Here is a 20,515-nt window from a genome sequence, read left to right on the forward strand (position 1 = left end):
CGGGCCAACGCCAAGGCGCACAAGCCGGCGGATTCTGAGTGATTTGTAGGCAATGGCACAAGGCGTCGTAGCCCGTTGTTACGACTTGCAGGACGCTGGCGGACCGGGCTGTGGGAAAGGTTACCGTTTATCGGGACTGTCAGATCTGTCAGGTGCTGGAACGCATGGCATTGGCATTCAATGAATCTACAAACCTCTGCCGGCAGCCCCTCAATGAGGACGGAGTCAATCATGGATACAAACGATGGAACGGAATTGGACCCGAGTGGCGAATCATCGGAGACCCCAGGAACTGCCGGCGGCATTGAATCAATTACTGATGAAGTTGAATTTCATACCGAAAGTACTGCCTCAGAGCCAGTCAACAACGATTTATTCGCAGAAGCAGTTATATCAGCGAGTAATGGTAACTATTGGGCAAAGTTAAAAGTCAGTTATTCATGGAATGGCCCCGGCACTACTTTTACTTGTAGCACGGTGTGGTATCAGGCCTTGAATAATAACCAGACGGGGGGGGACGTACGTATTCTTGTAGAAGCGGGCACGGCAAACAAATGGGAGCAGGAGCTTACTGGCAACGCTAACCAGAACGGCAATGAAAATGCTCTGGTTCGCTCACAAACAATCACCGCTACCAGTAATATGGCGAGAATCACTTTTGGGTATAAATACGACAGAGCTGGTGTGAGCGACGTGGAGATGCATAACCACATCGATGTGTACTACCTCCCTCCAACTCCAACCATCGACCCAATCAAAAACATTACCACTCCTGTCATGAAGGTCACCGGAGGCGGCGGTGTTTCCGGAGCCACGGTACAACTCTATTCGGTAGCAAGTTACGTAGGAACCGGACTAGTGGGAACCGGCGGGCGCTGGGAAGTGACACCGGAATCCGGCTTCCAAGGCAACGTTGTGACCTTTGCGGCGCAGCAGCAGTATGCCAATAGACTCTCTCTAAAAACCGGGGATGTCACGTATCGTCGAGCTATAACATCGTCCCCCACCTCAAATGAAATTGTTATCAATGGGCATGTTTTCCGTGGTAAAGGCGATCCTTCAACCCTAATGACTCCAGTCAACAGTTCGAATCATTATGAGGCATGGGCCGTTCCAATCACTGTAAATAGTTCGGGGGACTGGGAAACGAAAATGACAAAAGTGCTGCCTTCTGGCACGCACACGTTGGAAACTCAACATATATATCCCAACCAGGCTCACGGTTATACCCAGCCTGTGACCTTCAGGATGTTGGGTCATACGGGCATTACCACCCCCGGCAACAATACCGAACAAGAACAAACCTTCACCGTCTCCGGCAACAACAGATTAGCCAACGCCGAAGTGCGGGTTTTTATCGATACAACGCAAACGTTGGTCGGGACCGCCCCTGCCGGCGCATCGGCCACATGGAGCGCTGTAGCAACGCTCCAGCCCGGGTTGCGAAGGGTGGCAACGGAGCAATTCCTCAGCGGCAAGCAATCCGGTCGTGGCGGTTCCGTTCTTTACAAGATCCGGCCTGCCAAGCCTGTGCTTCAGTCCAGACCCAAAGGCGAAGGCATCGAATTTCATGGCACGGGTTACGCGACAGGCAGGATGCATATTCATGTGTCGGGTGACGGAGTCAATTCCATCGATGTGGACATTCCTAGTACAGGTATCTATACGAAGGATCTTCCGGCCACGGTGTTGCCGGGGAATTACATGTATGGCGGTCGGCAAAGCGTGTCCGATGGAGGAACAGGGCGTATCTACAGCTCAGGTTGGATCGCTGATATACCGGTTGCCGTTCCCACTCCTCGACCAACGTCTGTGAGTGTCACGCGCAACGGCAATAAACTTACAATTACGGGCAGGGGCAATACGTGGGGTACGAGTAAGGGATTGGCCATCATCCACAAGGACGGTCAGGATTTTCGCCCCAAGTTTCCCAACGGTGAGGCGCAATCTGATCTTACTTGGCGCACAACTTCTGTCGATCTTGACCCGGGCACTTATGGAACCCTCACCGTCAAACAATGGGTAAACGGTGTCTGGTCTGCGGAGGTCGCTGTTCCAGAGGTGACCATTCCGTCATCCTCTCCCACCTATACAGCGCCTGATCCAGGTGCGCAGACTAACCAGACACCAACGATTACCGGTCTTGCCTGGACGAATTCGGATGTTTTGCTGACAATTCCGCCTCGTCCGCCGGTGCCACTCAAAGCGACCGGGACGGCCGGCACGATCGGTTCGTTCAGTTATACCGTCACCGATCCCCTGCCGCCAAAGACCTACATCATAAGTGCAACCTCGGCGATGGGGGGGCAGACATCTGCGGCCAGTAACCTTACCTTCACGGTTCAACCGCCGGTCCCTGAACCGACAACGACTGGCGAGGTATCAATTGAGGCGGTCATCGAGGGCAAGGGTTGGCCAGGCTGCTGGGTCGAGATTCTTTCGGCTACCCACGTGACATTGGGCAGTGGCCCGGTGAACGAGGATAAAACCTGGAAGATAGGTATTGGCAAACACGCTCCGGGACCACTTACCTTCTATTGCCGCCAAAAAGAGACACAGGCCAGCAGTAACGTGTCCGGCCCGACTGAGAACAAAACCGTCATGGTCGCTGTGCCAAGGGCCGGATTTACCGTACCAGGGCCGAACGGCCAGCCCGCGCGAAAGTCCACTTTTTCCGGTAGCACCTCTGCAACGTACGGTTCCGTCGAGCTGTCGATCAAAGGATCATCACCATTCATTACCGGCGTTCCGGTGGTTGACGGGAAATGGACTACTCCGGTCGAGTTGGCGGCGGGTTCCAAAACGCTGGAGGTCAGGGTTCTTCAGGATGGCTATCGCAGCGATCCGACTGAGATATCTGTCACGGTGGTGCCGAATGCGCCGCTGTTGGATACGCCGTTGAATACCCAGAATGTCGGGAAAAAGCTCAGGACTTCCGGAGTTGGATTTGCCGGAGATCTCGTGATTGTCCAGCGGGTGGGTCGTCCCCACAATTTCGAGCCCGTTCTTGTCAGTGCGGACAACACCTGGTCGGCACTGCTCGAACATTCCATGCTTGCCACGGACAAAATCGCCGCCGTTGCCCGAGTCGGTACGGAACCGAACTCCCAACAATCCGTCCCGATTACCCTGACGCTGCTCAGTGCCCCCATCGACCTTACTGAACCGCGGGCAGGTGACTGGGTAGGTCCACAGGCAGTTTACGCTGGCAGGGCTGCTCCTCATGCGTTTATCGCCGTGGCGGCCTGGTACGACACAGAGGTCCGTCTGACACCGTCGACCCAGGCTGATGAGGATGGGTACTGGCGGGTGTTGGGCAACAGGGATCTTCCTGATGGATTGACACGCGTGCAGGTAAGCCAGACGCTGAATCGCGTGAATTCTGAATGGCGCATGAGTGATGCATTTACAGTGCAGCGCATCACAGAGATTGACTGGCCCGTTGTGGCGTTTCCAACGCCAGATCAAACAGTACGGCGTATGCCGAGGTTTTCCGGATGGGGGTTGCCGGGCGCGATGGTCACGGTCCGCCAGGCAAGTGGTCCGGTATTGGCGACCGCACGGGTGGCGCGCGATGGAACATGGGAGGCGCAGGTCACAAGTTCATTGCCGGTGGGGCCACTGACGTATTCTGCCAAACAGGAACGTGATGGTCTCGATTCAGACTACAAGTTGCCACACCGTCATTGCGATGTGACTCAGGCTCTAGCAGGCTTTGAGAAAGCGGTTATACAACTGCCGTTGAACGATCGAACTCAAATGCTTGAAACCCGGCCACAGTTTGAAGGACTAGGTAAAGCAGGAGCTTTATTGACAGTGTATCGGCATGCGACCACCGAAGTGCTGGCTCAGACAATCGTCAATGCAGAGGACAAATGGGCTGTTCGCTGTGCCGTAGATCTGGAAGTGAAGACAGAACCCCACCAGATCGCTGCACGCCAACAGATGGATGGAGTGGAGTCAGCCTGGTCAGGCATTATCATCGAATTCAAAGTCGGCTCTGCCCTGTCTCCTCCTGTTGTAGTCGATCTTACTGATGGGAGTTACGTTTCTCGCAATGCAGTGATCAAACTGACTGCCATGCCAGGTACTCTGGTGTCGCTCTTTCCGGGTGATGGCACCAACAAGCTCGGTACCGGTCAGGTCGATGAGACAGGGCAATGCGTGATTGTTTTGTATGGTTTGCCGCTTGGTGAGTTGACGCTCAGGGGCAAGGCCGAGAAAGGGCCTGTTCTATCCGGGTGGATGAACGAGGTCAAACTTATTGTGGCGGATTTCGGCTGAGCTAAAGAGACACGCCCGCGTCAGGCCCTCGTTCAGAGGGCCTTTTCACGCCCCTCACTTCACAGAAAACTTCTGAATTCCGATCGACGGTCGAGCAACCTGTCAGATCTGACAGTACCAGCCGTTTTCCATTCAGTGCTTAATCAACTTGAACGCAACAAGCGCCGTCAGGTCCCGGCGTTTGTTTCCCCTCAAGAGGAAGCGCTGAATGAAAGCATCAGACAAAAGCCCTGTTCATCAACTGCTCAGGGCTGTGCTGGGGCAGAGTAAAAAGCGGATCTACGTGCCCAAGGCGCTGGAAAGACACCTCATGAAGTCCGCCAGCGTGTTCGATCTGACAAAACTCAGCGTGGGTGAATTGCGCACACTTGGCTTGAAACCTGAGGAGGCCGAAGCCCTGTTGAGCCGCGGCAGGGCGCTGGCACTTAATATCGCCAGGCTGTACCGCCAGCAACACCTGCGTGGAGTGCCGAGACCCAGCGATAAAGGAATGGCCGGGCCGCTGCCGACCTATCAGCAGATTTTTTCTCCCGATGTTGATGGCGCTGCTGCTCTGGGTAGCCCGGAACACAGCGCGTCCACGACAGCCTATTTAGTGGCCTTGCGCCAGTGGATACGTGAGCTGATCGAGCCGAAAGCGGGGCCGGGTGCCATTCCGCTGACATTGCGTCGCAGCGATGTGGACGACCTGCTGATTGATGAGGCGGCTATCAATCAGGTGAAGTCCCGGGTCGAGATCAATAGCACGATACTTGAAGCATTGATTCTGTCGAAAGAAGGCGAGAGCTTTTCAACGGCCAAGGACTACCTTCGCTCCATTCGGTTCCCCCAGGAAATGCCCTACGAGCATGACCGGCTCAGTATCCGACACGTTGTGCGGCAGGTCGTTGAAAATGGCTCGCTGGGGGAAGTCATTCGCAGGCTCGATCCCAAGTATCCCTATTTCAAGAATGCCGGTGGGCGCGGGCCACGTGACGACGCAGCCCTCCAGCAGAGTATTGGCAGCGGTCCGGCGCTCTCAGCGTTGTTGCTCGAATCCCCTTACTTTGGGCGGGGGACCGAGCCGGCCGGCAAATCGCTGCAAAGGGTAGACCCAAGTACGGGCCGAATCGATGCGGATCCACAAAAGTCTGCCGGGGACTTCTATCTGGAAAACTTTGGCAGTCTTGTGATTGCCAATGCATCTCTGCGCAGACTCTGGATTTTCAGGCTTGCAATGGGCTTTACCCAGGATCAGGTCGACTGTTTTCTGGCGATGGGGCGATATACACCCAAACTTTCACCCAACGCTCCGGCGCTGGGTGACCCCGATGAACCTTTGACAGGAGAGGTAGCGGGCGCACGGTTCATTCATGGCGGGACAGAACCGGCGATCGGAATCGAATATGGCGACATCGAACCCAGGCATCTGTTGACGAATATTGGGGAAGACTCTGCCCTGGAGCACCGTACAGACCGTATGCAACGCAAAAGCCGCCTGGATCGGCTATTGGGTTTGCCGAGCTACCTGGTGGACCGAATACTCATCGCGGTGATGAACGCAGAGCGCCGGGGCGGGGCGGACGCGGCCTTGTGGATTCGCTCCAGTACGCTGAGCGCTGTGGGGCTTTTCGTCGAGCTGAGTGCTAAATACGACTGCACCGCGGAAGACTTCGCGGGGATCCTGGATGTGTTGTCGCCCCATGGTCAGAATGGAGTTCCGGCGTTTTTTGATCAGGGCTACAACCATTCAGAACCGTTTGATGACCCCTTGAAGATCACTGATCGTGAGTTCGCGATCATCCCCATCACGTCGGCCGACCAGCAAACAGTTCAGCAGATTTGCAAAGGGTTGGGCATCAACCCCGAGACCTATCGCTATCTGGCAACTGTGATCGCCGAAGCGTTTGGGCTCAGGACGCACCTCAAGTGCAATCTTGAGACGCTATCGAGTTTCTGGCGGCTGGTGCGGTTGGCCCGCATGTTCGGCTTGACGCCTATCGAACTCACCGCACTGCTTCAAACCCTTGGCTTGGCGCCGCAATTGGCTGGCAGGCCGCTGGTCTCTGCTTATGGGACGACAGATGCCGCAGATGCATTGAGCACCATTCATGCAGTGATGACCTGTGTGGAGTGGACCAACGATTTCAATGTGCCGGTGCCTTGGTTAGTGCAATACGTCAATCCGGTCTACGTTCCAACCGTCTGGACCGAAAGTCAGGAGCAATTCCTGTTGCAGCTGAGCAGTCAGGTGCAGCCGATATTAGTGAAGTCAGCCACGCTGCTGGAAGCTGGCGCACCTGCGCGTACGAGCAATGATCAACCGATCGACTGGCTGCAATTGCTCGGTTCGCTGGTGGACGATAAAGGCGCGGTTGTCGGGCGGTATGACGAGACTGAAGAGCAGTTTCTGGCACGTGCCAATGAGGCGTTCATAGCGATTGCAAAACATGTCTACCCCTCTGAGTCCCCCCCTCCGGACGTCGTACGGGACAGGGCGGCTTTGCATGCGCTTCTGCTCATGGTCGTGCTGCGCTGCCGGGACGAGCAACGGGTGCTGGTCGAGGTGAGCCTGTCGGTTTTCCTGAAGCTTGGCGAATTGCTCACGGCTCAGGTGTTGATGTGGGCCCAAGGGCATTCGTACGAGTTTTTGAAGGAGGCGCTGGTCACGCCGGTGCAGCGTCAGCGGCGCAAAATGAAGGCTCTGGAGGAGCCTGATCTGTTTCTGAAAACGTTCGCGGAAGTGGAGCGCCGTGCACGAATTGCCGACAAGCTCAAATTGAGCCCGTCACTGCTTGCGAGGCTCCTCACTGGCGAAAATTTTCTGCAGTTCAGCCTTGAGGATCGCTTCGACATATCGATCAATACTATTTACTGCCTGGCACTTTTCGGTCGACTGGTGGAGCGCGCTCGGCAACCGGAAGAAAAAATATACGACTACCTGGGCCAGGCAAATGATTTACCCAATGACTTGAGTCCTGATGCGCAGCGTCTGTTTCGCGATGCCGCGGCCGACAAACTGGCCCGTTTCTTCGGCTGTGGCATCGGTCAAGTGCTCAAAGTTGTCGAGCATATCAATGCCGTGGCCGAAGCGAGTGAAGAACCGGCGCTACCCTTGCTACGTACGCTCGAAGAGCTTGGCGTTCTGATGCGCACGCTGGAGCTGGCGTCAAAAGGTATGGACGCCGAGACGGCGGTCACTCTTGGCAAACTGAATCTGCTCGATGGCAATTCGCAATATCAGCAGGGTGCTCAAAAGGCACTGGAAAGCCTGAGCCGATTCAATGATTCGAAAACCTCGCCGGACTCGGCTGAGGTCGGCCAGAGTTACAACACCCATTGCGTGGTGGATAACACGAGCCTGATTGTGGGACTGGATCTGGAGGTCGCGGAGTTTCTGATCACGCTGCTTGATTTTTTCGGCATTCCTCTAGCAGGAGTGACGCTTTATATCGAAACCGATCTTGGGGTTGTACTCACGCCTACGGTCACAACAGACCGTCAGGGGCGTGCATGGGCGCGATTGCAGGCCGGGGCAAGGGTGGGAACGGCGCATTTACGCTACAGCCTGCCGTTTCATGACCCACAGTTTGGCCCATCGGTACGGATCGGTCCTGATCTGGAGAGCGCACAGGCCAGACCCTTGCAGAGTTCCGAGATCCCCCGGGATCCCGTGCTGGCGGGCAATTTGTGGGAACAAGAGGTGTTTACCACTGTAATGGACAGGTACGGCAATCCTGTCGCCCATTATCCGGTGCTGTGGAGAACGACTGTCGGGCAGATTCGGCCGCGTCAGACCGTCACCGATAAGGATGGCGTGAGTAAGGTCTGGATTTCCAGCCTGTCTCCCGGCGATGCCAGGATTACTGTGGGTAATGTGGATGAATCCCACAGCTTTACCTTCACAGGTCTGCTCAAGTTCGCGGACAAACCGCGGATTTCCGGTAACCCGTTTGTCAGCGATGTGGCCATGGCAGGTCAACCGCTGGAGGTGCGTTGCAAGGTGGTGGGGCTGGATGACGAACCCGTGGCGCATCAGCGGGTAGAGTGGTGGACGAGCAGTGATGCCAGTAAAACCGGGGTGGACAGCGATATTAACGGCGTCTGCCTGTTTTCTCTGGCCAGCCTCGAAGCCGGTCCTTTGACGATTTTTGCGCAATTGGGTAGTGATGCCGCCGTTGAACTCACGGTCTGGGTCGCCAGTGGTGCCGTGATCCGGGACTTTTTGCAAAACATACCCTTTCCAGTGGTGGGCGCAACGGCAACGCCGGTGTGGATTGTTGTGAAAGAGAGCGACGACCCGAGCGCTCCAGCGCTTGAACATTATCCCGTGAGGTGGACCGTCGATTCGGATCCACCTGTGGACGTCATCCTCAAGACAGATGAGCCAGGTCGCTCGGAATATCCGTTCTCGGCGAAGCAGGCAGGCGAGTTCAAGGTGACCGCGATGCTGGAACAGCATCCGCTCGAGCCAGCCAGAGTCTTCAATTTGACGGCCATTAAAGCCTTCGGCTGGACAGTCACGCTGATCACCATCGCAGACGATGGTTCGGAGACCTCGATCTCGATCATCCCGGGGCGCGACACCCTTGAACTGTACAGGGATGGGCATTACCGCCTTGAAATCGCAGCGACAGACCCCTCTCAGATCGTCGGCACCCAGGGCGCCCTTGGATGGAGCTCCACGTACTCCACGCAGGCGCTGGCCATGGTTTTCGACCCGCCGATGGCCAGGCGTTTTGATTTCACTGAATCCGCTCACAGTGTGGACATCCACATCGGCAACGTACGCAACGGCGACTTCCAGATCGGTGTGTACGCCGACCTCCTGGAGCAGGTCCTGGTGCTTGAAGGGACGTTGCGTAAACGGTCAGTGGTGCGGGGCTCTCCATCGAAATCATGAATTGACCCGATTGCCCATGGCCACTCGTGGTCAAGTCAACACCTTGCAACAGGGAGAACAAGAATGTCTACGCCCCAACTGGACGAGCTCAATGAAGGTTTCGTGAAGGCAATGGCCGCTGCGGTGCTGGGCAAAAGGCTGTGGACCGGTGAGAGCCGGATTCGCACTCTCGAAGAGCTAAGTGGGTATCTGTTGGCCGATCTTCAGGACAAGGCGCAATTGGAAGCCACGAAGGTTTCCTCCACTGTGCGGACTTTGCAGCAATTTGTTCATTCGGTATTCGGGGGAACCGAACCGGGTTTCACAAACGTTTATTTCGAGCCGGATGACCGGCTGTATTGGGATCAGTACTTGAGCCGTTACAGCAGGTGGTCGGCCAACCAGGAACTCATGACTCATGCGTCAAACTACATCGATCCGACATTACGTCTGAACAAAACCGCGCTGTTCCGCACGTTCGAAGGCAATCTGCAACAGAGGCGGCTGAGCAACGCATCGGTCAAAACCGCTCTGATGGGTTACACCAGGGGCCTCCAGGAGATAAGTGACCTGGACGTGCTCGCCGGCTACATCGATGGGAAAAATACCCGCCAGGCAGATTACTACCTGATCGGACAGGAGCAGACGCCGCCGTTCGCTTACCACCTGCGCAGTGTCAAGGTTCACGTTGACGTGAACAGCATAACGATCGGCCCTCATAACTGGAGTGAGTGGCGCAAATGCGACATTGTCACCTCGGGCAAGGTGGTGGATATACGATGCGTGATCTGGCTCGGGCGGCCGGTTCTGGTCTGGTGCGAGTGGGTCGAGCGTCAGGTCGATACCAATGGTGTGGTGCAGTCACCCTGGAAATTGCAGATTCAACTGGCCTTCAGTTCTCTTAACGATCAATGGTCAGCCCCTTTGACCTTGTGGCGTCAAGAGTGCGAACACGATGTCTCCAACGGACGGCTGATCGCTTTTTCTCAAGGCGATGGCGATCCTCGTGATGATTTGTTGAGCGTGTGTTACACCAACCGCCAAGACCTGGGCGGGAAGGCACCGCTGCATGAAATAGAAATCCATGAAACCCGCGATGCGCGAATGAACAAGGTGCCGGGGGATATCGACACCCAGCTGCAAATGGTCTTCGGACGTTTCAACAATCCAGCCAGTCTGCAACAGAAGGTGGTGCCAGCGGATTATTCGCCAATCACCGTCCGCACCCAAGACATAGTGGCAGGGCCTGTCAGTGAGAGCCTGTATCTGGACGCCGTCTACACACGCGAGCAATGGACGGACGGAAAATTTTACGAAGTGCTCAGAGTACGCGGACGCTGCGATGCGGTGCAGGAACGTGGACGCGAACTGCAGCAGTTGTCGATCGGCTGGAGGGCAATCCATGGCACAACGTATACCGACGTCGAGATTGTCGGTGTCGGCGGGCAGCAGGTCAGCATCACCCTGACGACAGGACGCCAACCGACGGATATCCATCTCGTACAACTGCCTGAAGGTGCGGGTAAGCAAGATGTCCATTCCTTTGCCATCAATGACTTCGAGGAAGCAACGGTAGGAGACGGAATCTGGGTGGCCAAAGCCGAGGTCGACCTCTCAACTGCAGCACTGTCTTATCTGCTCGAAGCCACCCCGGAACAAATTCGGGGCGGTGCCGGATTTACCGTCGATGTCCTGGGTGTAACGGTGTCGAACGACAAAAACCTGCTGGTGCCCAGGATTCTCTACGTGCCTGCGCAATTCGAGTTCGGCATGGATGCACGACTCGCGGACGACCCTCCGAACTGGCATTCGATCGCCGATTTGCGCGGCGACTATTCAACGCCCTGGCTGGTTTTTAAACGAGATACGAGTTCGAACAGCGTCAATTATTTTCCCATTGATGCGGAGATCCCTTTTACGTTCGGCGCAGTTCAGGGAAAAAAGCGGTTCTTTTTGAAATTGAACAAGCGTCCCTTCCAGTACCAGACCCCCTTCATCGACAAGGTCAGTAGTAAAGGTTCGCAGTTCCTGAGTTTCAACAATGCCGAACAGAAGCTCAAATATGCTCGACTCAACTCAGAGTTCGGCGCAGTACTGACCAGTCTGGCGGCAGTGTCGGTCGAGGCTCTGCTCCACTGGACAACACAGCATATCCAAGAAAAAAAACTCCCCGATGATACGCTCGAACCGAACGGCCCCTTTGACGGCTGCAATGGTCGGTACTTCTGGGAGCTGTTCTATCATTGCGTACATTTGGTCGCCAGGCGCTTTTCGGAAGCCGGTTCTTATGGCGAAGCGCGACAATGGTTCGAGTTTATATTCGACCCGTTGTCACCCGAAATTCCGCCAGACCCCAGGAACCGCGATGTGATTCCCCGGGACGCGTACTGGCTCTGCCGCCCGCTGAAAATCGACGCTGTCAATTGTTCGTATGAGAACCCGGCTCCGACGGATCCGGATGCAATCGGTTATTGCGCACCGATTCACCACATGATTGCCATCTTCCTTCATTACGTGGAAAACCTGATCGCCGAAGGTGATGATTTATACCGTCAGCTGGATTACGACAGCATGGTCCGCGCCAGCCTTCTGTACAGCAAGGCGCAGATGCTGATCGGTGAAGAACCGGTCCCCCAGACGGCCAGTATCTGGAACCCGGTGACACTGAGCCAATTGGTGACGAAGATCCAGGGCCGCGAGTCCCTCAAGACATTTGAGGCCCGACTTGAGGTCGGACTGGGGGATGTGCCTCTTTCAATGCAGGGGCAACCGCGCCTGGGACTATTGGGTACCAGTGTATTCAAGGACGGCATCAACGATCGGCCCAACCGATTGTGGACACTGCTGAACTCTCGGCTGAAGAACTTGCGAGAGAATCGTTCGATCGACGGTCAGCCCTTGTCGATTCGATTGTTCGCACTACCAATGGATGCGCGGGAGCTACTGATTGCACAAGGCAACGGTACGCTGGGCTCGTCTCGCGATCCCGGCGGGCAACTGAAGGTGGTGCCTTACAAATGGCAGACCGCTTTCAACCTGGCGATGCAGCTTGCGGATTTTATGATCCAGCAAGAGGAACTGCTCAGGTCGTGGATGGAGTTGCGGGACCGGGGCGAGCAGGAGGAGCTGCAATACCGTCATGTCATCGAGTTGGCCGACTACAACCGCTCGATCCAGGTAGCGACAATTGCCCAGCAAGAGTTAATCGCGGAATCGCTGCGTCAAAGCGAAAGTCTGGTCCAGGCCCAGGTGCAGCGCTTTGAGGCATTGATCAAAAAGGGGGTGTCCGAGGCCGAGAACAGGGTTCTGGAAAAGAACCGAGACGCGCGTGATGTCTCAGTGAGTGCCGGCGTACTTCAGACCATCGGGGCCGGGCTGGATTTAATACCCAACATTTATGGGATGGCAGCCGGTGGCATGCGTCCTGCGGCCGTGCCCTACGCGGGTGCCGAGTTGCTTCAATTGATCGCACAGTTCTGGAGAAGCGAAGCCGAGGAGTCCAGCATCAATGCGGGTCATCAACGGCGTGAGGAGGAGTGGATCTTTATGCTCGAGCAGGCCAAAGCCGAGGCGCGGGTGCTGCGCGAGCAGTATCAGGCTCAGGAACAGGCGATCATTGCCGCCCGGGCAACTCTGCAACTTACAGAAGTGGTCAACACACAATCCATGGAGATGTTCGCGTTCTACAAGCGGCGTAGCACAAACCAGGAATTAAGTAACTGGGTCGTAGGGCAATTGAAGTCATTGCTGTTTCAACTATACGACTTGGTGGTCAGTCACTGCGTCATCGCTCAGCGCTGTCTGCAGTATGAAATGGGCGACTTCACGATGCAGTTTATCCGCCATGATGTCTGGTATGACGCCCGACACGGATTCAACGCGGGTGCTTCTTTGAAGATGAATCTGTTGCAGATGGCGGCAGCGCGGCTCAAGCGTGACGAGCGTCGGTTGCAACTGGAAAAGACGATCTCTCTGAAGGAACTTGTCATTGAAGAAGAATGGAATGACTTCAAGACTTCAGGGGAATTGCGTTTCAAGCTTAACGAGGAGCTCTTCGCTCAAGATTATCCCTCGCACTACTGCCGTCAGATCCTGGAGTTGAGATGCACTTGCCCCGGCTTGCTCGGGCCGTACCAGAATATTCGCGCCACGCTGGTGCAATTAGGCAGTTCTATTGTCGTAGAGCCGAATATTGCCGCTGTCAAAAGCTTGTTTGAAGGTGTTGCCTCTACGGATTCCGGGTCACTGGTGGAGAACCTGCGCCCGCATCAGCAGATAGTGTTGTCCAGAGGCCTGGACGAGAACGGTATTGCCGAACGGGGAGGCGATGATCGTTACCTGCCGTATGAGGGCACGGGTTGCCATTCAAGCTGGCAGCTGACGTTTCCCAGAGCTGCTCAGCCTGGTCAGGCCAGCCTTTTGCGCTCTTTGACTGACATCATCGTGACGATCACTTATCAGGCCCGGGATGGCGGCCCGGATTTTGCCCGCGAAGTTGAGGTTTTGCTCTCCGGCTCTCCAGCGACCGGTAGATCAAGCGCATCGGGTCGCGCCAGGAGGATGCCTTCATGAGTGATAAAGATAGCCGCGCCGATGAAAGCTTTTTATACAACGGGTTCTTCCCTGAGGATCTGGAGGGATGGGAGGTAAATGACGGGCGCCGGGTCACCCACCAGACAGCGAGGTGGGAGGAGAAGTCGATTGGCTTCATGGGGGCCGTTGATACGGGAGCTGGCTGGCAGACAGTAAGGCTGGCTGAGTATCCGCGCCCCCGCTCCGGCAAGGCAGATTACACGTTGGATTTCATGTACCAGGCGTTCTCGGTAGAAAGCCCAGGGACACTGAGGATCAACCCGGGCCGTGGAGGTGAATACGATGTGGACCTTGTTCCGTCACTCAAGAAAGAGCACGCACAGGGCCCGAGCCCGGACCTGTTGGATCTGGAGCTGACTCCACTCCAAGTAAAGCTCCTGCTAGACGAGGAGGAAGAGACTGTCAAGATTTCTGTCATCAGCCCGCCAAATCCCTTGCCAGTCCACCCGGGCATTGTGTGTTTTACATCCGCTAAGTTGTTGCTGTGTCTGGAACCCTTGCAGTTGGACTCCGTGACGGTTGACGGGGAAGTTCAGACACAGCGTCAAGTGCGTCTGTGCATTGGTGCGACTCATAGACTTGCCTTCCAGGTTCATCTCGAAAATGCCTGGCATAAAACGCGGGCAGAATTATGGAATCTGGACGATGCCGAGAACGTTCTCAGCGCGAGTCCTGACTGGAAGCAATCCTATCCGCTTGATAAGGATTGGCAAATCACCTGTCGATCAATCATGGAGGACGTCCAGATTTCGAACCTCCTTGCCATCCAGACCGTCTACACCGCAGACCAGTATCTTCTACCTGTGATCTCCGGTCATTTTCATCTGGATGTCATTGCAGAGAAGCCGCCTGAGCACTACCCGGTTATTGCCCTCGGTCAAGGTGTGGAGTTGAGGGTGAAAGTGGTCTCTCACTTCACCCGTATGGCCTTGGCCAAGCGTAAGGTCATTTTTACGCTTGAAAGTACGGGAGAGGTATTGTCAACGCAGGATTCGGATGAAAAGGGCGAAGCGGTCTTGATCTACAAGCCGACCCTGAAAGGCGCTTTTGTAATCAAGGCAGAGGTCGAAAGCTACTACAAACCGGAAGACGCTCATTTCCGGCTCGTTTCCTTTGCCTTTCAGGAGGATCCCTGGACGAGCACCACACTACGACTGGATGAACTCGATGCGTGGGTCTGGGGAAGCCGAACGGCTTTTATCAATCGCGGCGCCAGCCACGAGATAGAAATGATGTTCACGGATGCCAATGTCCTGAACGGCTCCGAATTGGGGCTGTATTGGACAGGGGATGTCACGCCGGGGGAAATGGGCCTGATCCTCAATCCTTATTTCGAGATCGGGCAGCCTGTCGCCGATTCTAAAGGAGCCTGGAGCGCTGACTGTGCAAACCTCACAAGCAGCAAGATCGGGTGGAATCTAAGATGTTCGAGATTACTGGAGCCCTCTCCCCTTCAAACCGTGGACCTGGCTCACAATTGGTTATCCATCCACAACCCGTATCAGTCATCTAAGTTCCCGGCCGTGGGCGGTCCCGACCTGATACTGTCCGTCGATATTGAATCGAAGGTGCCCGGTGTAGGGGGCGTTACGGGAGTAAAAACTTACTGGCGTATCGATGATGGAACGGAACAGGAGGTACTGACAGACGTTGGCGGTCAGGCTCAATTTGCATTGAAGCCTGAAGCAGAGGGCGAGCTTGTAGTCACGGTGAGAGTTGACAGTGGCTACGATTCAATCGATCCCACCGAGCAGTTCTCAATTTATATATATGGTGAAGATCGTTGGGCGCAGTTGGCCTCCGTGACGCTGGATGGCCGACTGGAGGGAAGCACCGGGCACATCTGTTTTCGTGATACGCCACCTGTGGAGCTCAAGATCATGTCGGTTGAAGACCGTCTGATTGACGAGTTTGTCACTGTGGAACTGATCAGTGAGTCCGATCCAGAGTTGCAGTTTGATGTCCATCCTGATCCGGCTACTCCCCGTAAGGTGACCACTGAGGGCCTTGGTTACCAGGTCAGCTCCACCTATCCGAGCAGTTCACGCTTCCAGTTGATCGTTCGCCATGCGGCATTGGGCTCGTATGTGCAGCAGGGAATATTGCTGCCACCCATTCTCCAGGACCTCGGAACATTCACTGTGGACGGCCATGAGTTGGCCGCGGGCGAAACGTTGTACGCCTGTATTGGCGCCAGTCACGAATGCGTTTTCACGCCTGCCGGTGACAGCCTTGTAACCGGGCTGATGATGGGAGCGAAGTTGATGGAGGGCGACAAACTCAACATGCAATTGACGCCCGAAACTGATCAGAAAATCGAGAGCGCCGGCGTGCTGTGGAATGTCGATGCCACACTCAGCACTGAGGGCGATGGCCAAGGCATTGTGCTCAGCCTGCCTGAGGCCGATTTCGATTATCCCAAACAGCCTGTCTCGGTGGGCCACCACCGAATAGTGGCTACCACGCGTGGGCCGGCATTTGATCCGCAGGTGGGGGAGACAGTCTCTCTGGAGATCCAGGCCAAGTCGTTTTACACCCGTGACGCAGTGTCAGGGCTTGCGGTGATGTTTGAAGACTCAACGGGTTCGAGGCCTTTCACTACTGACGGATCGGGTTGGGCCCGCTGTCTCTTCAGGGCCACAGAACCGGGGAAGTTTCAAGTCACAGCCACGCCCCCCAGTCCTTATGATCAAACGCCCACGTCCTATCTCTTTGAAGTAACGGTTCTGCCGCTATCGACGATCCCACCCGAAGAGGAATGAATCATGTCTCGACAAACCCAAGCAGCATCCAACGCGGTTGAGATTGCCGAAGTGCGTGAGGCCATGTTTGATCCTGTGACCGGAGAAACGGTTTCGCTGGCCGTGAGGGTGATTGACTCCGGTACTCGCGTGGCCGCATCCGATCAAGAGGTGATCTTCAACATCTCGACGCAGCCGGAGGAGTTCCGGGTGAAGACGGACCAGAGCGGGTGGGCGCTTTTACGCTGTACGGCGACACAGGTTGGGGATATCGCGGTGACCGCTACGCTGGAAACCGATCCGACGAAAGCAGCCTCCCACACCTTTCGCTTCAAGACGCTGGCTGCCGGTGTCTGGAGTGATGCCATCTTCCATTTGAATGCAGAGCCTGTCGGCACTTCATGGGGGGAAGAAACCAGGTTTCCCCGTAATGCGGGAACTCATAGCATCACGCTGAGGGTTACCAATCCAGACAGTGCGTTGCTTGGCCGCGCCTTTACTCTGGGCCTGACCGGGTTCTCATCGGCCACTCAACTGGGAATTACAGGTGTGCAGCCGGCACTGGGTGTTTGGAGAACCTTGACGATGACCGGGCTGGTTTGGCAGTTCACTACCAATGCGGGAGGAGGGGCTTACAACCTGGTACTCGGGGCAGAACGCATACTCAAACTGTCACCGGAAAATCCAGTCTCTCTGGGGGCAACTGTGCCTGATGACGTCGCCGACGTAACCTAAAAAGTACCGGTCTTCTTCCAGCTCAAATACCGTGTTACCAGCCCGGTACCCAATTCCTCCGGACGGGCCTCTACCACCGCGATACCCTGTGCACTCAACCGCTCATGGTGTTGCGCGCTGGTGTTGAGATAATCCACGGTCGCGCAGTAAGTCAGCGTTTCATCCAGTGTTTGCACCGGATGATGGCGCAGGTCGTCCAGCACGGTTTCCCGCAAGCTTGCGACCAAAACCCGATGTTGCTGACTCAAGCGCTGCACGGCACTCAGCAGTTCTTCATCGTCCTCATCCCGCACATTAGTCACCAACACCACCAGCGCCCGCCGCTTTTGCCTTGTCAGCAACTGATTCACCGCCGCCGGATAATCCGCCGAACGTCGTGTGCTATCCAGATCATAAACACCGTTGAGCAACACCTTGAGCTGTCCCGCCCCTTTGACCGGTGCAATAAACCGCGGCTGATCGCTGGCGAAGGTCATCAACCCCACCGCATCTCCCTGCCGCAACGCCACATAACTCAACAGCAGACACGCATTCAACGCATGATCGAAATGTGACAGCTCGCCGTCCTGACTGCGCATCTGCCGGCCGCAATCAAGCATGAAGATGATTTGTTGATCCCGTTCGTCTTCGTACTCCCGGGCAATCGGTGTGCGATGGCGGGCGGTGGCTTTCCAGTCGATCTGGCGCAGGCTGTCGCCTTCGCGAAATTCGCGCAGTTGATGGAATTCCATCCCTTGGCCACGGCGTTGGCGCTGGCGTACGCCGAGCTGGCTGAGCCAGTTGTCGACCGCCAGCAACTGGCCGCCGTAGAGGCGGGCGAAGTCGGGGTAGACGCGGGTGTGGTCGGTGATGTTCAGCAGGCGTTTGCCGGACCACAGGCCGAAGGGGCTCGGCAGGTTGAGTTCGCAGGTTTCGAAGGTGAAGTGGCCGCGTTTGAGCGGGCGCAGGCGATAGCCGATCAGGCTGCGCTGGCCGGGTTGCAGCTCGGTGGAAAGCGGCAGGTTTTCGTGGCTGAGGCCGTCGGGTACGTGGTCGAAAATTTGAATGGCCAGTGGTGGGTCGAAGTCGTGTTCGATTTCCAGCCGGATTTCGCTCCAGCGACCGAGGGCCAGGCTGCCGGGCATCTGTCGTTGCACGCGGGGCGAGGGCAGGCGCTTGAGGCGCAGCGCGTCCAGCAGGCTCAGCGCAAACAGCGCCAGCAACAATCCCCAGTTGATCGACAGCAGGCTCGATGGCACCTCGACGTCCAGCGCCTGCAACGCGCCCAGCACAATGCCGATGGCCAGCAGGATCGCCAGCCAGATCAACAGCAGGCGCGAGGGGTTCACAGGCGCGGCGCCGGTACTTGGTCGAGCAGTTGCTGAAGGACTTGATCGACTTGCAGCCCTTCGATGTCCAGCTCCGGTGCAAGGCGTACGCGATGGCGCAACACCGCCAGTGCGCAGCCCTTGATGTCGTCCGGGATCACGAATTCACCGCCGCGCAACAGGGCCCGGGCGCGGGCGCAACGCACCAGTGCAATGGAGGCGCGTGGCCCGGCGCCGAGGGTCAGCCCCGGCCAGGTGCGGGTGCTGCGGGCGAGGCGCACGGCGTAATCGAGCACTTGATCGTCCAGCGGCAGATCGCTGGCGATGCGTTGCAGGGCTTGCACGTCCTTGGCCTGCAACACGGTGCGCAGCGGTTGCACATCGAGCATGTCGGCACGGGTCGAGCGGCTGACCTGACGCACCATGTCCAGCTCCTGATCGGCGTCGGGGTAATCCATGCGCACCTTGAGCATGAAGCGGTCGAGTTCGGCCTCCGGCAGCGGGTAAGTGCCTTCCTGTTCGATCGGGTTCTGGGTGGCGAGCACCATGAACGGTTGAGCGATCGGCAGGGCCCGGCCTTCGAGAGTGACCTGACGTTCCTGCATCGCTTCGAGCAGGGCTGCTTGCGTCTTGGCCGGGGCGCGGTTGATCTCGTCAGCCAGCAGCAGGTTGGTGAACAACGGGCCTTTGCGCAGTTTGAATTGCTCGGTCTGCAGGTCGTAGACCGCGTGGCCGGTGACGTCGCTGGGCATCAGGTCCGGGGTGAACTGAATACGCGCGAACTCGCCGCCGAAGCACTTCGCGAGGGCGCGTACCAACAGGGTTTTGCCGAGGCCGGGAACGCCTTCGAGCAGCACGTGACCGCCGGCGATCAGCGCGGTCAGCACGTCGTCGATCACCGCGTTCTGGCCGATCAGCGCCTTCTGCAATTCACCGCGCACCGCTTGCGCCAACTGGCTCGCGCGCTGGCGTTGCTGGGCCGCGTGGCTGGGCGAGCCGGGTTCGATGTGTTCGGTCATAGCGTGTTCCTCAAGGCTTGCAGGTGGGCGACCTGACGGCAGAATTCGGCGCTGGACAGACGCCGCTTCGGTGCCGGGCTCAGGGCCTGGCTGATGGCACGGGTCGGTTGGCGGGTCAGGCGTGACAGCACCAGCCATTGTTCGGCGACGTTCAGTTGGTCGAAACCGGGATGACGGTGACGGGCGCGGCGCAGGACGTCCTGCTGCAACGCTTGCAGCAAGGTCTGTTGACCGTTGTGACGCAGGATGAAATCGGCACTGGCGCGCAGGTGTTCCATCAACTGCCGACGACCACTCGGAGCCGGCGCCTGCACCGGCCCGTGACGTACGCCGACATGCCACAGCCACAGGCCGATCAGCGCGAGCAGGGCGACGATGGCTTGCGGGAAATAGCGCCAGAGCAGGGTCAGCAGACCGTCGTGTTCGGTGTTGTACAGCAGCGTCACGGCGGTGTCGGCGCTGAGGTACCAGAGCAGCCAGGCATTGTCGTGTTGCGCAATGGCCGGGGTTTTCCACAGATCGGCATCGGTGACCACGGTGATCGTGCCGAGCCCGAACGCCAGTTGCATCATGTGCGTGGCTTTCGCGCTGTTGGCCCAGGCCTGGGCGAGGTTTTTCGGGTCGTCGAGGTGGAACGCGGTGTCGAACCCGGCATAGGCCGGGGCGTCTTCGTCTTCCAGATAGAGCTTGGTCAGATTGGGCCAGGGATCTTCGGCGGCATCCGGTGGCGCGCCCTTGAGATCCTTGGTGAAGGACTGATGCAGTTGCACGCGGTCGAGCAACAGGTCGTTGCTCTGGCCGGCCTTTTCATCCCAGATCGATTCGGCGACGAACACCAGCCTTCCGCCGGCCCGGGCCCAGTTCAGCACCTGATCGACCTGACGCGGGGTCATTTTCGAGCGGTCGTTGAACATCAGCAGCGTATGCTGGCGCGGATCGATATCGGGCAACACGGCGAGGCTTTCAGCATGGGTT

General features: G+C 56.9%; 8 protein-coding genes. 5 read left to right on the top strand and 3 right to left on the bottom strand.

Features of this window, described 5'->3' with window-relative positions:
* Positions 1-231: 231 nt before the first annotated feature.
* The 5 genes from K5E37_RS08330 to K5E37_RS08350 all read left to right on the top strand — a co-directional run bounded on the left by K5E37_RS08330 (position 232) and on the right by K5E37_RS08350 (position 17,214).
* Positions 232-4,284 (top strand): hypothetical protein, encoded by a 4,053-nt coding sequence (locus K5E37_RS08330; RefSeq protein WP_221533572.1) that lies wholly within the window; start codon positions 232-234, stop codon positions 4,282-4,284.
* A 208-nt stretch (positions 4,285-4,492) separates the two neighbouring features.
* Positions 4,493-9,166, top strand: coding sequence for an Ig-like domain-containing protein (locus tag K5E37_RS08335; protein ID WP_221533573.1), 4,674 nt, complete (start codon positions 4,493-4,495; stop codon positions 9,164-9,166).
* Between the two features lie 63 nt (positions 9,167-9,229).
* A complete protein-coding gene (locus K5E37_RS08340) occupies positions 9,230-13,717 on the top strand; it encodes a neuraminidase-like domain-containing protein (protein WP_221533574.1) in 4,488 nt (1,495 codons plus the stop codon).
* Positions 13,714-16,500, top strand: a complete 2,787-nt coding sequence (locus K5E37_RS08345; RefSeq protein ID WP_221533575.1) for a hypothetical protein — start codon at positions 13,714-13,716, stop codon at positions 16,498-16,500. Before K5E37_RS08340 ends, K5E37_RS08345 begins: the two co-directional genes overlap by 4 nt.
* Before the next feature lie 3 nt (positions 16,501-16,503).
* On the top strand, positions 16,504-17,214 hold the full coding sequence (locus K5E37_RS08350) for a hypothetical protein (protein WP_221533576.1): 711 nt from the start codon (positions 16,504-16,506) through the stop codon (positions 17,212-17,214).
* Here K5E37_RS08350 and K5E37_RS08355 read toward each other — a convergent pair.
* The 3 genes from K5E37_RS08355 to K5E37_RS08365 form a co-directional block, all read right to left on the bottom strand.
* Positions 17,211-18,542, bottom strand: a complete 1,332-nt coding sequence (locus K5E37_RS08355) for a DUF58 domain-containing protein (protein WP_221533577.1) — start codon at positions 18,540-18,542, stop codon at positions 17,211-17,213. The two genes, K5E37_RS08350 and K5E37_RS08355, sit on opposite strands and share 4 nt — an antisense overlap.
* On the bottom strand, positions 18,539-19,540 hold the full coding sequence (locus K5E37_RS08360) for a MoxR family ATPase (RefSeq protein ID WP_007951240.1): 1,002 nt from the start codon (positions 19,538-19,540) through the stop codon (positions 18,539-18,541). Before K5E37_RS08360 ends, K5E37_RS08355 begins: the two co-directional genes overlap by 4 nt.
* Positions 19,537-20,515: DUF4350 domain-containing protein (locus K5E37_RS08365; protein WP_221533578.1), on the bottom strand; the 979-nt coding region annotated here is incomplete at its 5' end. The genes K5E37_RS08365 and K5E37_RS08360, both read right to left, overlap by 4 nt.

This window comes from Pseudomonas sp. RIT778, from assembly GCF_019718735.1.
In the GTDB taxonomy this organism is placed as follows: Bacteria; Pseudomonadota; Gammaproteobacteria; order Pseudomonadales; family Pseudomonadaceae; genus Aquipseudomonas; species Aquipseudomonas aphyarum.